General features: G+C 56.7%; 11 protein-coding genes and 3 tRNA genes. 8 read left to right on the forward strand and 6 right to left on the reverse strand.

What is annotated here, in order from left to right; genetic code table 11:
- Positions 1-34: 34 nt before the first annotated feature.
- Positions 35-937, reverse strand: a complete 903-nt coding sequence (locus ACR0FG_RS06475; protein ID WP_170711410.1) for a LysR family transcriptional regulator — start codon at positions 935-937, stop codon at positions 35-37.
- Between the two features lie 103 nt (positions 938-1,040).
- On the opposite strand from ACR0FG_RS06475, the gene ACR0FG_RS06480 reads away from it, so the two are divergent.
- Positions 1,041-2,540 carry a CoA-acylating methylmalonate-semialdehyde dehydrogenase gene (locus tag ACR0FG_RS06480; RefSeq protein ID WP_170711409.1) on the forward strand — a complete coding sequence of 500 codons (1,500 nt, stop codon included), beginning with the start codon at positions 1,041-1,043 and terminating at the stop codon, positions 2,538-2,540.
- 189 nt (positions 2,541-2,729) lie between these two features.
- Positions 2,730-3,329 (forward strand): L,D-transpeptidase, encoded by a 600-nt coding sequence (locus tag ACR0FG_RS06485; RefSeq protein ID WP_480891234.1) that lies wholly within the window; start codon positions 2,730-2,732, stop codon positions 3,327-3,329.
- Positions 3,330-3,398: 69 nt separating this feature from the next.
- Here the strand turns inward: ACR0FG_RS06485 and ACR0FG_RS06490 are convergent, their stop codons facing one another.
- Positions 3,399-3,875: a fasciclin domain-containing protein gene (locus tag ACR0FG_RS06490; RefSeq protein WP_480891236.1), complete on the reverse strand. Its 477-nt coding sequence runs from the start codon at positions 3,873-3,875 to the stop codon at positions 3,399-3,401.
- Positions 3,876-3,946: 71 nt separating this feature from the next.
- On the reverse strand, positions 3,947-4,798 hold the full coding sequence (locus tag ACR0FG_RS06495; protein ID WP_480891238.1) for a class I SAM-dependent methyltransferase: 852 nt from the start codon (positions 4,796-4,798) through the stop codon (positions 3,947-3,949).
- A gap of 137 nt (positions 4,799-4,935) precedes the next feature.
- Here ACR0FG_RS06495 and ACR0FG_RS06500 point away from each other — a divergent pair, with 137 nt between their 5' ends.
- From ACR0FG_RS06500 to mmsB, 4 genes are all read left to right on the forward strand, one after another.
- Positions 4,936-6,051 carry a carboxylate-amine ligase gene (locus ACR0FG_RS06500; protein ID WP_480891240.1) on the forward strand — a complete coding sequence of 372 codons (1,116 nt, stop codon included), beginning with the start codon at positions 4,936-4,938 and terminating at the stop codon, positions 6,049-6,051.
- A gap of 92 nt (positions 6,052-6,143) precedes the next feature.
- A complete protein-coding gene (locus tag ACR0FG_RS06505; protein WP_480891242.1) occupies positions 6,144-7,286 on the forward strand; it encodes an acyl-CoA dehydrogenase family protein in 1,143 nt (380 codons plus the stop codon).
- 7 nt (positions 7,287-7,293) lie between these two features.
- Positions 7,294-8,334 carry an enoyl-CoA hydratase/isomerase family protein gene (locus ACR0FG_RS06510; RefSeq protein WP_480891244.1) on the forward strand — a complete coding sequence of 347 codons (1,041 nt, stop codon included), beginning with the start codon at positions 7,294-7,296 and terminating at the stop codon, positions 8,332-8,334.
- Positions 8,335-8,337: 3 nt separating this feature from the next.
- Entirely contained in the window at positions 8,338-9,210 is an 873-nt protein-coding gene (gene mmsB / locus ACR0FG_RS06515; RefSeq protein WP_480891245.1) for a 3-hydroxyisobutyrate dehydrogenase, read from the forward strand.
- A 110-nt stretch (positions 9,211-9,320) separates the two neighbouring features.
- On the opposite strand, the gene uvrA is transcribed toward mmsB, so the two are convergent.
- From uvrA to ACR0FG_RS06530, 3 genes are all read right to left on the reverse strand, one after another.
- Positions 9,321-12,179 (reverse strand): excinuclease ABC subunit UvrA, encoded by a 2,859-nt coding sequence (gene uvrA / locus ACR0FG_RS06520; protein ID WP_480891248.1) that lies wholly within the window; start codon positions 12,177-12,179, stop codon positions 9,321-9,323.
- Positions 12,180-12,344: 165 nt separating this feature from the next.
- Positions 12,345-12,421, reverse strand: a tRNA-Asp gene (locus ACR0FG_RS06525).
- 52 nt (positions 12,422-12,473) lie between these two features.
- A tRNA-Asp gene (locus tag ACR0FG_RS06530) sits at positions 12,474-12,550 on the reverse strand.
- A gap of 204 nt (positions 12,551-12,754) precedes the next feature.
- Between ACR0FG_RS06530 and ACR0FG_RS06535 the strand changes: the two genes are divergently transcribed.
- Positions 12,755-12,829 (forward strand) — tRNA-Val (locus ACR0FG_RS06535).
- 115 nt (positions 12,830-12,944) lie between these two features.
- Positions 12,945-14,531, forward strand: coding sequence for an APC family permease (locus ACR0FG_RS06540; protein ID WP_480891249.1), 1,587 nt, complete (start codon positions 12,945-12,947; stop codon positions 14,529-14,531).
- Positions 14,532-14,552 lie beyond the last annotated feature (21 nt).

Raw genomic sequence — 14,552 nt, forward strand, 5'->3', positions numbered from 1 at the left:
GTTTTTCAAAGCGTTGCCGGAATATTTGAACCTGTCAAGATGCACTGCACGCTTCAAGCCGTGCGACCTCTTCACGCATACCCAGGGTCAGCGCCTCGGCAAAGCGGTTCAGGCGCTCGTTTCGCTGGTCCCCCTGATGACGCACGAGATAGAAACTGCGGGTCAAACTGACCTGATCCGGCAGGATTTTCCGCAATTGAGGGTGAAACGGTAAGGTAAAGTCATGGGCCACGCAGACGCCCGTACCTAAGGATACCTGCCGCAATTGAACCGACACCGAATTCGATGCAAGCGCGACACGGTCAATGCCAATGTCGCTCAGGTAATCCAGTTCCCGGTCAAAGATCATATCAGGGATATATCCGATCATGCGATGTTCTTTCAGATCATCGATCGAACGGATCGGCGTATTTCGGTCAAGGTAATCCTGCGCGGCGACAAGGTGCAAACGATAGTCCGAGATTTTCTGAACCAACAACCTGCCTGCAGTCGGCGCGCTGACCGTAACGGCCATGTCAGCCTCGCGCCGCGATAGGTTGATGACCCGGGGCAAGGCCAGGATCTGGATATCCAGATCAGGGTTGGTATCGCTGATGCGTGCGCAAACCTGCGGCAACAGATAGTTCGCAGAACCATCAGGTGCGCCAATCCTGATCTGCCCGCTCAGAGATTTGGTAGACCCGGTGACAGCACCCGCCGCCGAACGCATGGCTTCCTCTGCTTGCAGACCGTGATCCATCAAGCGCTCACCGGCGGCGGTCAGCACATAGCCCTGCTGCGATTTAGTAAACAACACCGCGTCCAGCGATGCCTCAAGTCTGGCAATCCGGCGGCCCACTGTAGCAGGATCGATTTTCAATACCCGCCCCGCCGCTGAAAGACTTTCCTCGCGCGCAATCGCAAGGAACACTCGCATATCATCCCAGTTCGGAGTCATCTTACCCTCTTTGCATTTTTGCAAAGCTCTTTTGAAACATTGCCTCTGTTCGCGGGATTTTTGCAAGTCTATTCTGCGCTCGAATCCATCCAAGGAGTTTGCCATGAATGACCTGACCCACTTTATAAACGGCGCAATGGTGGCTGGAACGTCCGGTCGCTTTGACGATGTTTTTAACCCGGCAACGGGCGAAGTTCAGTACAAATGCCCAATGGCCAGTGCCGACGAAACCACGGCCGCCATTGAGCAAGCCGCCGAGGCTCAGGTCGCATGGGGCGCAACTAACCCACAAAAACGTGCGCGTGTCATGATGGCGATGGTTGGCCTGATCAACCGCGACATGGACAAGCTGGCCGAGGCGCTGAGCCGCGAACACGGCAAGACAATCCCCGACGCCAAGGGGGATTTGCAGCGCGGTCTGGAAGTTATCGAATACTGCATCGGAGCGCCGCAAATGCTGAAAGGCGAATTCACCGACAGCGCCGGTCCTGGCATCGACATGTATTCCATGCGTCAGCCGCTGGGTGTTGTCGCGTCGATCATGCCGTTCAACTTTCCAGCCATGATGCCGCTTTGGCACGTTGGTCCGGCACTTGCCTGCGGCAATGCGGTGGTTCTAAAACCCTCTGAACGCGATCCGTCGGTTCCGCTGATGCTGGCCGAGTTGTTTGTCGAAGCCGGTCTGCCCAAAGGTGTTTTCCAGGTGGTAAATGGCGACAAAGAGGCCGTGGATACCCTGCTGGACAGCGAGATCATTCAGGGCGTGTCGTTTGTCGGCTCGACCCCTATCGCGCAATACATCTATTCGCGTGCAACCGCGAATGGTAAACGTGCCCAGTGTTTTGGCGGAGCCAAGAACCATATGATCGTGATGCCGGATGCCGATATGGATCAGGCTGCGGATGCGCTGGTCGGTGCAGGTTTTGGCGCGGCTGGCGAACGCTGCATGGCGATCTCGGTCGCGGTGCCAGTTGGCGAGGAAACCGCCGACGCCCTAATAGAAAAGCTGATCCCTCGCGTCGAAAAGCTGAAAGTCGGCCCCTACACTGCCGGCGATGATGTGGACATGGGGCCGGTCGTAACCGCAGCATCGAAAGAGCGTATTCTGGGCCTGATCAATTCGGGCGTGGAACAAGGCGCGAAGCTGGTCGTCGACAACCGCGATTTCAGCCTGCAAGGCTATGAGGACGGCTTCTTTGTCGGCCCACACCTGTTCGATCACGTGACCCCGGATATGGATATCTATAAACAAGAGATCTTTGGCCCTGTCCTGTCCACCGTCCGCGCCGGATCGTACGAAGAGGCGCTGAAGCTGGCGATGGACCACGAATACGGCAACGGCACCGCGATTTTCACCCGCGACGGAGATACCGCGCGCGACTTCGCAAGCCGGATCAATATTGGCATGGTCGGTATTAACGTGCCGATCCCTGTGCCACTGGCCTATCACACCTTTGGCGGCTGGAAGAAATCCATGTTCGGCGATCTGAACCAGCACGGCCCCGACAGTTTCAAATTTTACACGCGAACCAAAACTGTCACCTCTCGCTGGCCGTCGGGCATCAAGGAAGGTGGCGAGTTCAACTTCAAAGCGATGGACTGATCTTTCAGCCCACATCGTCAAAGAAAGCCCGGCCCCTCACAGGGTCGGGTTTTTCTGTCGGGTGATTATGGCCGTCAGACCCCATCTCACAAGAAATTCACCAGCACCCCTCTGGAAAAATCGGGCATTCACCCATATTTTACCGGCCAATCAACAGCCCGAGCAGTTCACTTCACCCCGGAGGCACCCTTGTCCCAATCCCGTATTACCCGCCGCTCAGCCCTATTGGGGGCCGCGTCTCTGCTGGCCACCCCTGCCCTTGTGCGGGCACAAAGCGTAGATGCCTTTCCCCAGGACGAAGAAGCGATAAGCACACAGCTGCCGGTACGACGCAACGTGTCGTCCTTCTCGCAACAGAACTGGCAGGATCACTTCGACGAGTTGGGCGTTGGCTGTTTGCTGGCCGATATCACCAGCCGCGCGGTGCATTACTGGGGGCCTGACGGCACCTATAAATTGTACCCAAGTTCGGTGCCGATGAGCGAAGAACTGACCAAGCGCGGCTATACCAAAGTGGTGCGTAAAACCGAATATCCAAGCTGGACCCCCACGGCCTCGATGCGGGAGCGCGACCCATCGCTGCCCGTTCGGATGGAAGGCGGTGATCCCGGCAATCCGTTGGGCACGCGCGCGATGTATCTGGGCTGGCCCGCTTATCTTGTGCATGGCACCCACGATACGCGGAAAATCGGGCGGCAAAGCTCGTCCGGGTGTATCGGCCTCTACAATCAGCATGTCGAGGAACTGTATCCTCTGGTTCAGGTCGGAACGCAGGTGCGTCTGGTCTGATACGATCTGGTTTCGAATCAAAAGCCCCGGCCAGATTGACCGGGGCTTTGTTCTGAGGGGGTTCGGGAATTATTCAGGCAGGATAACCGTGTCGACCACGTGGATCACACCGTTGCTTGCCTCGATATCGGCTTGCACGACTTTGGCGTCGTTCACCTTGACACCGTTCTTGGCGTTAACCGAAAGGCGGTCGCCCTGAACAGTCAAAACCTTGGCGCGTTTACCCGCAATGTCGCCTGACATCAGCTTGGCTGGCACTACGTGGTAAGTCAGGATCGACACCAGTTGATCCTTGTTCTCGGGCAACAGAAGGCTCTCGACGGTGCCTTCCGGCAATGCGGCGAACGCCTCATCCGTGGGCGCGAAAACCGTAAACGGCCCATCACCTTTCAAGGTATCCACCAGATCGGCGGCCTGCACAGCCGCGACCAGAGTGTTGAACGATCCGGCGGACACGGCGGTGTCAACAATATCCGCGGCCTGAGCCTTGAGCGGCATCGCAAAGGCTAACGCGGCGGCGGCACCCAAAAATGTACGGCGAAACATGGCTGTCTACTCCTCTCCAGCTTGTTATGGAAAGGGGTACGCCATTGGGGCGGCAGCGGATCACATTTTGATCAATCTTGTTTGATCTGCACCCAAATGCTTTGCGCCCGACCTTCGTTGAGAAATGGCAATGCCTGGACCGCATCCGGACGAGCACGCTGCAGGAAATACCCCGGCCAAAGCATTGAAAACCCACCGGATTGCAATAAAGCGTGCAGCATGTACTGCTCTCCCCAACCAGGGCAGTCATAGAAGAACCGCTTGGGGTACTCGTAGGGCAAGAAAACGTCATGCACATGGATCACCACGCCCGGTTTCAGAGCCGGAATGATCCGGCAAAACAGATGAGCGACGTCATTGCTCATCCGAACAACATGGCTTGAATCGATAAACAGAACATCACCGGCCTCAAGCTGATCGAACAAGGCCGGGTCAACGTCTTCCAGACGCTTTTGTTCGAACTTATCCACCACATGCGCGATATCGGCACGCGGATATGGATCGATCGCGGTTATCTGCGTCTCAAGACCCCCATCGATGATCGCCTGCCGTGTGACGCGGGTGGAATTGCCGCACCCGACTTCGATCACCCGCTTTGGCCGAAACCGTCGGATCATCAGGTATAGCGCGTCTGCGTCCGGGCTGTCGTAGTATCCATTGCCAATCCGATAGCCGGTTTGATTTCGTTCGGGATCTTTCAATGCCTCCAGAGCGTCGCGGTGTTCGTTATACTCCCGAACCAAGTCGCCGATATCGAACTTGGCCATCCCCGGAGACAGGGCATAAGCCGTACGCTCCAACCCTCCGGCCTGTTCAAAGGCTTCCAGCCTCGCACGCTCATCCCGCTCGGTCACTTTATCGATCAGTTTTACGCCAAACCGGTCGAGGGCAGCGTTGATCCGTGGGAATTTTCTGGGTTTCACGCGGCAAGCTCCGAATTGATCTGCGTTGGCGTTCCTTACCGCTGCTTGGCCTTCCTTCGCAAGCGGATCGGAGCCAAACGCTTGGCAAAACGTAAATTTCCGTATTCACTGATTGAATTGGAATGACGAGGGACGCCATGCAGCAGGAATTTACGCTGGGCATCGAAGAAGAGTACTTGCTGGTCGATCGCGACAGTCTTCAACTCGCCGAAGCGCCCGAAGCGTTAATGGACGCCTGTCAGGCAGACTTTCAGGGTCAGGTCAGCCCGGAATTTCTGCAATGTCAGATTGAAGTCGGCACACGCCCCCATGCGACAATCAAAAGCGCCCGCGAAGACCTGAAACGCCTGCGATCCTGCGTCGCCAAGCGCGCGGCAGACTACAATCTGGCACCCATCGCCGTGTCCTGCCACCCCTTCGCCAACTGGAAAGACCAACACCACACCCGCAAGGAACGCTATGACGCGCTGCAACACGCACTAGGCGGCGTGGCGCGCCGTATGCTGATCTGCGGGATGCATGTGCATGTGGGGGTCGAGGATCAGGCGCTGCGGGCCGATCTGATGCCGCAACTATCCTATTTTCTGCCTCACCTGCTGGCGCTCTCGACCTCATCCCCCTATTGGAACGGAGAGGACACCGGATTGTCGTCGTATCGCCTGACCGTCTTTGACAACCTGCCCCGCACCGGATTGCCACCCGTCTTTACAGGCTGGTCTGAATATGAGCGGACCACCGGTGCGCTGGTCGAGCTTGGCGTGATCGAAGACACGACGAAAATCTGGTGGGACCTGCGACCATCCCATCGATTTCCAACACTGGAAACTCGGATCATGGATGTTCAGCCAAGGCTGGAACATACTCTGTCGCTCGCCGCGCTCACGCAGGCGCTGACACGTATGCTGTGCCGCCTGAAGGCGCGCAATCTGCGTTGGCGGCAATATGACCGTTTCCTGATTGATGAAAACCGCTGGCGCGCCCAACGGTATGGGGTTGGCGAAGGTCTCATTGATTTCGGTGATCGTTCGATCAAGCCGATGGCCGAACTGATTGGTGAATTGATGGGGATGCTGGCCGAAGATGCCGAGGCACTGGGTACGATGACAGAACTCGCCCGATTACGTCAGATCGCGGAAACCGGCACTTCGGCCACGCGCCAACGCCGCGTCCATGCCGAAGCTATTGCCAGCGGACGCGATCCAGGCAAAGCGGTCGTTGAACACCTGATCGAGGAATTTCACTCCGACCTCTGAGGGTGTCAGTATTTGCGACAGCTGAAAAATTTCTGTAAGGATTGAAGAATAAAACGCTTGTTCAATTCTGTAGAAAACAGGAACCACCAGCCATGGATTTCACGCTGACCGAGGAACAGACAGCCATATTCGATATGGCGCACGCCTTTGGACAGGAGCACATCGCCCCTTTCGCCCGCCAGTGGGAGGCCGAAGGAACCATTCCTAAAGACCTGTGGCCCCAAATCGGTGAACTGGGGTTCGGCGGCCTATATGTTTCGGAACAGGCCGGCGGTTCTGGTTTGACACGTCTGGACGCAACACTGGTGTTCGAGGCGCTTTCGATGGCCTGCCCCTCGGTCGCGGCGTTTCTGTCGATCCACAACATGTGCGCCAAGATGCTGGACAGCTTTGCCAGCGATGAACTGAAATCCCGGATCATGCCGGATGTTCTGAGCCTCAACACTATTCTCAGCTATTGCCTGACTGAACCTGGTTCCGGCTCTGACGCCGCAGCGCTGAAAACGCGCGCGGAACGGACCAACGAAGGATATACGCTGAACGGAACTAAGGCGTTCATCTCGGGCGGCGGGTATTCTGATGCCTATGTCTGCATGGTCCGCACGGGCCAGGATGGCCCCAAAGGTATCTCGACCGTATATGTCGAAGACGGCACACCGGGCCTTAGCTTTGGTGCGCTGGAACAGAAAATGGGCTGGAAAAGCCAACCGACAGCGCAGGTTCAGTTTGACGATTGCAAGATACCTTCTGACAATCTGGTAGGGATCGAAGGCGACGGGTTCAAATATGCAATGATGGGTCTGGACGGCGGCCGCCTGAACATCGCCTCCTGTTCCTTGGGGGCTGCGCAAAACGGGCTGGACATGACCCTGCAATACATGTCCGAACGCAAAGCCTTTGGTCAGTCGATCGATCAGTTTCAGGCGCTGCAATTCCGCATTGCGGATATGGAGATCGAACTTCAGGCGGCCCGCACCTTTCTGCGGCAGGCGGCGTGGAAGCTGGATCAGGGCGCACCGGACGCCACCAAGTTCTGCGCCATGGCAAAGAAATTCGTGACCGAAACCGGATCAAAGATTGTGGACCAATGCCTGCAATTGCATGGCGGTTACGGCTATCTTGCAGATTACGGCATCGAAAAGCTTGTGCGAGACTTGCGGGTGCATCAGATATTGGAAGGCACGAATGAGATCATGCGCGTGATCGTAGCGCGGCAGATGCTGACCCAGCGCTGAGGACCCCATGCCAGATATTGACATCCGCATCACCGGTCGCGCCGGACGCATCACCCTGACGCGCCCCAAAGCCCTGAATGCGCTCAGCTATGACATGTGCCTGGGTATCGACACCGCGTTGCGCAACTGGCGCGAAGATGACGAGGTTGACCTGATCATTCTGGATGCCGAGGGCGACAGGGCATTTTGTTCGGGGGGCGATATCGCCGAGCTTTATGAGACAGGCACCAAAGGCGACTATGCCTATGGCCGCAGGTTCTGGCGCGACGAATACCGCATGAACGCGATGATTTTCGAATATCCCAAACCGGTGATCAGCTTTCTGCAAGGCTTCACCATGGGCGGCGGTGTCGGCATCGGGTGCCACGGCAGTCATCGCATTGTCGGGGAAACTTCGCAGATTGCGATGCCTGAATGCTCGATTGGTTTGGTGCCGGATGTCGGCGGATCGTACATGCTGGCGCGGGCGCCTGGCCATTTGGGCGAATACCTCGGCACCACGGGGCATCGTATGGGACCGGCAGACGCCATTTTGGCTGGGTTCGCAGACCATTACATCCCGCAGGCGGAATGGCCTGACCTGATCGAACAACTCGAAGCCTCGGGACGGGCCGAAATCTTAGTGCGACACGCACAGACACCACCAACCGGGTCACTCACCAAACGAAAAGCAGAGATCGATCTGTGCTTTGGCTGCGAAACCTTCGCCGACATGCGAAGCAGCCTGCAAAATGCTGACTCAGAGTTCTCGGCAGATGTGATACGCAAGCTGGACCGCAATTCGCCGCTATCAATGGCCTGCACGATTGAAATTTTACGCCGCCTGCGCGCATCTGAACCAACCCTGCGCAAGGCGCTGGATCTGGAATACAGGTTTACCTACCGGGCGATGGAACAGGGCGACCTTCTTGAAGGCATCCGCGCCCAGATTATCGACAAAGATCGCAATCCCCATTGGCAGTACGCTGACACAGGCGCCCCCGATGCTGCGGTCTCGAACATGCTGCAACCGCTGGGATCGGATGCACTGACTTTTCCAAAGGAGTAAGCGATGAAAATCGGGTTCATTGGGCTGGGAAATATGGGTGCGCCGATGGCGGCCAATCTTGCAAAAGCCGGGCATCAGGTTAGTGGCTTTGACATGGCCAACGTAACCGTCGAAGGTGTCACTCTCGCCGGTTCAGGGGCAGAGGCTGCATCCGGTGCGGACGTGGTTATCACTATGCTTCCCAACGGCCAGATCCTGCGCGCTGTGGCTGATGAGATCATTCCGGTAATGCAAGATGGCGCAGCCTTTATCGATTGCTCAACCGTCGATGTGGACAGTGCACGCGCCGTCGCCAAACAGGCATTGGCGGCGGATTTGCTGCCCGTTGACGCTCCGGTTTCGGGCGGGATCGGCGGTGCAGCGGCAGGTACGCTGACCTTCATGGCCGGAGGTTCGGACGCCGCGTTTGCCAAAGCCGCCTCGCTGTTCGAGATCATGGGCCAAAAGGCTGTTCATTGCGGGGATTCCGGCGCTGGTCAAGCCGCCAAGATTTGCAACAACATGATCCTGGGTGTCACCATGATCGCCACCTGCGAGGCCTTTGCGCTGGCCGACAAACTGGGTCTGGACCGGCAAAAAATGTTCGACGTGGTCAGCACGTCGTCAGGCTACAGTTGGACCATGAACGCTTATTGCCCCGCGCCCCGCGTCGGCCCGGAAAGCCCTGCTGACAACGACTATCGACCGGGATTTGCGGCAGAGCTGATGCTCAAGGATTTGCGCCTTAGCCAACAGGCCGCTGATAGCGCCGATGCAGACACACCCATGGGGCGCGTTGCGACCGACCTGTATGCCCAATTCGTGGAAAACGAAAACGGCTTGGGTATGGATTTCAGCGCCATGCTGCCCCGGTTCGAAAAACGCGGACGCGGTTAAGTAAAAAACCGGATCCGCCCTTCATCTGTCCACAAATATCCCGGAGCGCGAGGCAGAGCCTCGCAAGACTCAGAAAATTCGCAGAATTTTCTCACCCTGAACCAAACCGATCACTCCGCCGCAACGCGCTCCGGGTTCAGCATCGGTTTGAGGTACCGCCCCGTATGACTGCCTTCGCATTCAGCCACATCTTCGGGCGTTCCTTTCGCCACGATCTGGCCGCCACCGTCGCCGCCTTCTGGGCCGATATCAATGATCCAGTCTGCGGTTTTCACGACATCCAGATTGTGCTCGATCACAACGACCGTATTCCCCTGATCCACCAGTTCATGCAGCACTTCCAACAGCTTGCGCACATCCTCGAAATGCAGCCCCGTCGTAGGCTCATCCAAAATATATAGCGTTCGGCCCGTCGAGCGCTTACTGAGTTCCTTGGACAACTTCACCCGCTGAGCTTCGCCCCCAGACAAGGTTGTCGCCTGCTGTCCGACCTTGATATAGCCAAGCCCAACCCGAGCCAGCGCATCCATTTTGTCCCGGATCGATGGTACGGCCTTAAAAAACTCCTGCGCATCTTCGACTGTCATATCAAGGACATCCGCGATTGATTTGCCCTTGAACTTAATCTCCAACGTCTCACGATTATAGCGCGCGCCCTTACAGGTTTCGCAGGTCACATAGACGTCAGGCAAAAAATGCATTTCGATCTTTATGACACCGTCACCTTGGCAGGCCTCACACCGACCACCCTTGACGTTGAAGCTGAATCGCCCCGGCTTGTAGCCGCGCGCCTTGGCCTCGGGCAGACCTGCAAACCAGTCGCGGATCGGGGTGAAAGCCCCGGTGTAAGTGGCTGGATTCGAACGTGGAGTTCGCCCGATAGGCCGCTGATCGATGTCGATGACCTTGTCCAGATGCTCGAGCCCTTTGATGGTTTCACAAGGTGCCGGAGTTTGCCGCGCGCCGTTCAGGCGCATCGACGCGGTTTTAAACAGCGTCTCAATCGTCAGAGTGGACTTACCCCCACCCGAAACGCCCGTGACACAGACAAATTTGCCCAGTGGAAATTCAGCCGTGACATTCTTGAGATTGTTGCCGGTCGCCTTGACCACCGTCACTTTCTGTTTCTTGCCCTTGCGTCGCTCAGCCGGGACAGCAATCTCGCGCGTTCCTGAAAGGTACTGGCCTGTAATTGACGCCGTATCACTTGCGATATGCTCGGGTGTGCCGTGACTGACCACCTGCCCACCGTGGACACCCGCACCCGGACCTATATCAAAGACATAGTCCGCCTCGCGAATGGCCTCTTCGTCATGCTCAACCACAATCACCGTGTTACCCTGATCCCGCAGGTTCTTGAGCGTACCCAACAAGCGGTCATTGTCACGTTGATGCAGCCCGATCGAGGGTTCGTCCAGCACATACAAAACGCCCGTTAACCCCGAGCCGATCTGACTAGCCAGACGGATACGCTGACTTTCGCCACCAGACAGAGTTCCACTTGAGCGTGAAAGTGTAAGATACTCTAAACCAACGTTATTCAGGAACCCAAGGCGCTCGCGAATTTCCTTTAGAATTGCCCGTGCAATCTCGTTCTTTTGCGCAGTCAATTGGTTTGGTGCGTCCTCGACCCATGCAAGGGCCTCGCGGATCGACATCTCGACCACCTGCCCCACATGCAGACCCGCGATCTTAACGGCCAGGGCTTCGGCCCGCAGACGATACCCCTCACAAGTGCCGCATGGGCGGTTATTCTGATAACGCTCGAACTCTTCCCGGATCCATGCGCTGTCGGTTTCACGATAGCGCCGTTCCATGTTTGGGATCACGCCTTCAAAGCTGCGAGTCACCTGATAAACCCGCCCGCCTTCATCATAGCGGAACTGGATTTCTTCATCGCCCGAACCGCGCAGGAACACCTGCTGCACCTTCTTGGGCAGATCTTTCCACGGCGTATTCTTGTCGAATTCATAATGACGCGCGATGGCTTCGATTGTCTGAAGAAAATACGGCGACTTGCCCTTGCGCCACGGTGCCAGCGCGCCGTCATATAGCCTTAGCGTCTGGTCCGGAACGACCAGCCGCTCATCGAAAAACAGCTCGACCCCAAGCCCATCGCAATCCGGGCATGCCCCAAATGGCGCGTTAAACGAGAACAGGCGCGGCTCGATCTCAGGAATCGTGAAACCACTGACAGGACACGCAAAATTCTCGCTGAACGTAATCCGCTCAGGGTCGCCTTCTTTTGGCGCGGTTTCAAGGATCGCAATCCCGTCGGCCAGATCCAGCGCGGTACGCAGACTATCCGCCAAACGGGTTTCCATCCCCTCGCGAACCACAAGCCGGTCGACAACAACATCGATGTCATGGCGGAACTTCTTGTCCAGCGTGGGTGGTTCGTCCAGTTCGTAGAATTCGCCATCCACCTTGACGCGCTGGAATCCCTGCTTGCGCAGTTCCAGAAACTCTTTGCGGTATTCGCCTTTCCGATCCCGCACGATCGGCGCCAGAAGATAGCCGCGCGTCCCCTCTTCCATCGTCATGATCCGATCGACCATGTCCTGCACTTGCTGCGCTTCAATCGGCAGGCCTGTCGCGGGGCTATACGGCGTGCCTGCGCGCGCGAACAAAAGGCGCAGATAGTCGTAGATCTCGGTCACGGTCCCAACGGTCGAACGCGGGTTCTTCGATGTTGTCTTCTGCTCGATGGAAATCGCCGGAGAGAGACCGCTGATGTGATCCACATCAGGCTTTTCCATCATGTCCAGAAACTGCCGTGCATAAGCCGACAGGCTTTCGACATAGCGGCGCTGACCTTCGGCATAGATGGTATCAAAAGCCAGAGAAGACTTGCCCGAGCCTGATAGCCCCGTGATCACGACCAACTGATCGCGCGGAATATCCACATCAATGCTTTTGAGGTTATGTTCGCGCGCGCCGCGCACCTCGATATTCTTCAGCTCAGCCATTCTTGGCCCCCAACACACAAGTGTCCTAGAAATAGGCGAGCCATGCTGAGTCTCCAACAAAAAAGTTAGAACAAAGGGTGAACTGCCGGATTATTGCCGACATCTCCTGACAACGTACGAACGACGGCCTGAGCGCGGGTGCAGGTTGGCAGGGAACTGAGGAAATGGCGCGGTTGACGGGGCTCGAACCCGCGACCCCCGGCGTGACAGGCCGGTACTCTAACCAACTGAGCTACAACCGCGCATTTAAGGTCTATGTGCGATCCAATGACCCGGATCAAAGGCTGACAGCGATGGCGCGGTTGACGGGGCTCGAACCCGCGACCCCCGGCGTGACAGGCCGGTACTCTAACCAACTGAGCTACAACCGCCCGCTGCCCGTTCATTGCTGAACGTTGGGGTGTATTATGGCCACGCCCCCGCATCGTCAAGCGGCGTTTTGAAGTTTTTTCCCGTTTTCGAATTTTTCCCCTCGCCACAACTTTTATCGAACGCATCCACGTGGCCAAGGCAACGGGCATCTAACGCCATTCCTCTTGCAGCAATCCGACATAGATAGTATGACGCCGCCTGCCGGGTGATTAGCTCAGTGGTAGAGCGCTTCGTTCACATCGAAGATGTCAGCAGTTCGAATCTGTTATCACCCACCATTCCCCCTTTCAAACCAACGACCTAGACTTCGGCGCGCTTGCCACATCGTGAATTCAGCGACTATCGTGGACCCATTGGTCGTAGTTCCGGCCCAACCCAAGTTCCGAGGGCGTCATGGCAAGGTTAAAGCGAGATATTGGCCTTGTCGGGCTTACCTTTATTTCCGTTGGCGGCATAATCGGATCCGGCTGGTTGTTTGGGCCGATGCTGGCTGTTCAGCACGCGGGCCCTGCTGCGATTTTGTCATGGTTGATCGGTGCCATCGCGATGTTCATTCTCGCGATCACTTTCGCTGAAATATCTGCGATGCTCCCCATCCCCGGTGGTATCGCGCGCGTACCACAGTTTTCTCACGGAAACATCGTTTCGATGGCAATGGGGTGGACCGCCTGGATCGGGTACAACACCACCGCGCCAATTGAGGTTGAGGCCATGCTCAAATACCTCGCGCCCTATGCCCCATGGTTACATACCGCCGAAACTGGAGATTTGACAGGAGCAGGCATTCTTGTCGCCCTGATCCTCATGCTGCTGTTCGTCGCGATCAATGCGATGGGGGTCAAGTTCTTTGCGCAGGTCAATGCAGTGCTCACCTGGGCCAAAATCGCCATACCCATCGTTCTTTCGATATTGCTGATCGCAACGCGATTTAATGCCCAGAACTTTTCGGAACCTGGTGGCTTTGCACCTTACGGATTGCACGGCATCCTGGCTGCAGTTTCGACCGGAGGGGTGATCTTTTCCTTCATAGGTTTCCGTCATGTGGTTGATATGGCCGGAGAAGTCCGCAATCCCAAATTCGCGATCCCTGCCGCTCTGGTGTTGTCCATCATCCTCTGTGCCGCCATTTACCTTGGACTGCAGATCGCATTTATCGGAGCGTTAGACCCTTCGGTATTGACGAACGGATGGGCCAATCTGAGCTTTGGCGGCGAAGGCCCTCTGGACGCGGTGATCATGTCGGTCGGATTGCTGTGGTTCATCAGCCTTCTGAATGTCGGCTCGATCATCGGACCGTTTGGTAATGGTCTTGTCGCCACCGGCTCGAACGCTCGGATCGGCCTTGCACTGTCTCAGAATGGATTTCTACCCAAGCGATTGCAGACCCTTTCATCCTTCGGAGTTCCGCTTTGGGCGCTGGGGCTGAATTTCCTGATCGGCACACTGTTCCTGCTGACCGTGCCTTTCACAACGGTAATCGCCCTGAATGGTGCCGCCATTGTTATGTCCTTTGCTGTTGGCCCAATTTCTGTGGTCTGCCTGCGCGATCTGCTGCCGGATCATCCTCGATCCATTCGCATCCCCGCCGTTCGGCTGGTCGCCTGGACCGCCTTCGCCATCGCCACGCTGGTTGTGTACTGGAGCGGTTGGGACACAGTCTGGCGTCTGGGGATCGCGCTGCTTGTCGGCAAAGCGTTATTGCTGATCCGCTTTCGCGGAAGGCTGGACGAGATGGATGTGACCGAGGCGTTGTGGCTGATGCCTTACTTTGTCGGCATCGGGCTGATCTCGCTGCTGGGTCAATTCGGCGAAGGTGCGCTGAAACAGATACCCTTCGGCTGGGACATTCTTGTCTGTGTTGTGTTTTCAGCGGTGATATTTGTACTGGCCGTGCGCTCGGCTTTACCTGCAAGAAAGTTCAATAGATACATATCGGAAGAAGAAGTTCTTGATCCCAAAAAGCCAATCATCGGGATATAAAAAAGGCGGGGTCTAGCCCCG

The sequence above is a fragment of the Ruegeria sp. E1 genome, from assembly GCF_056534225.1.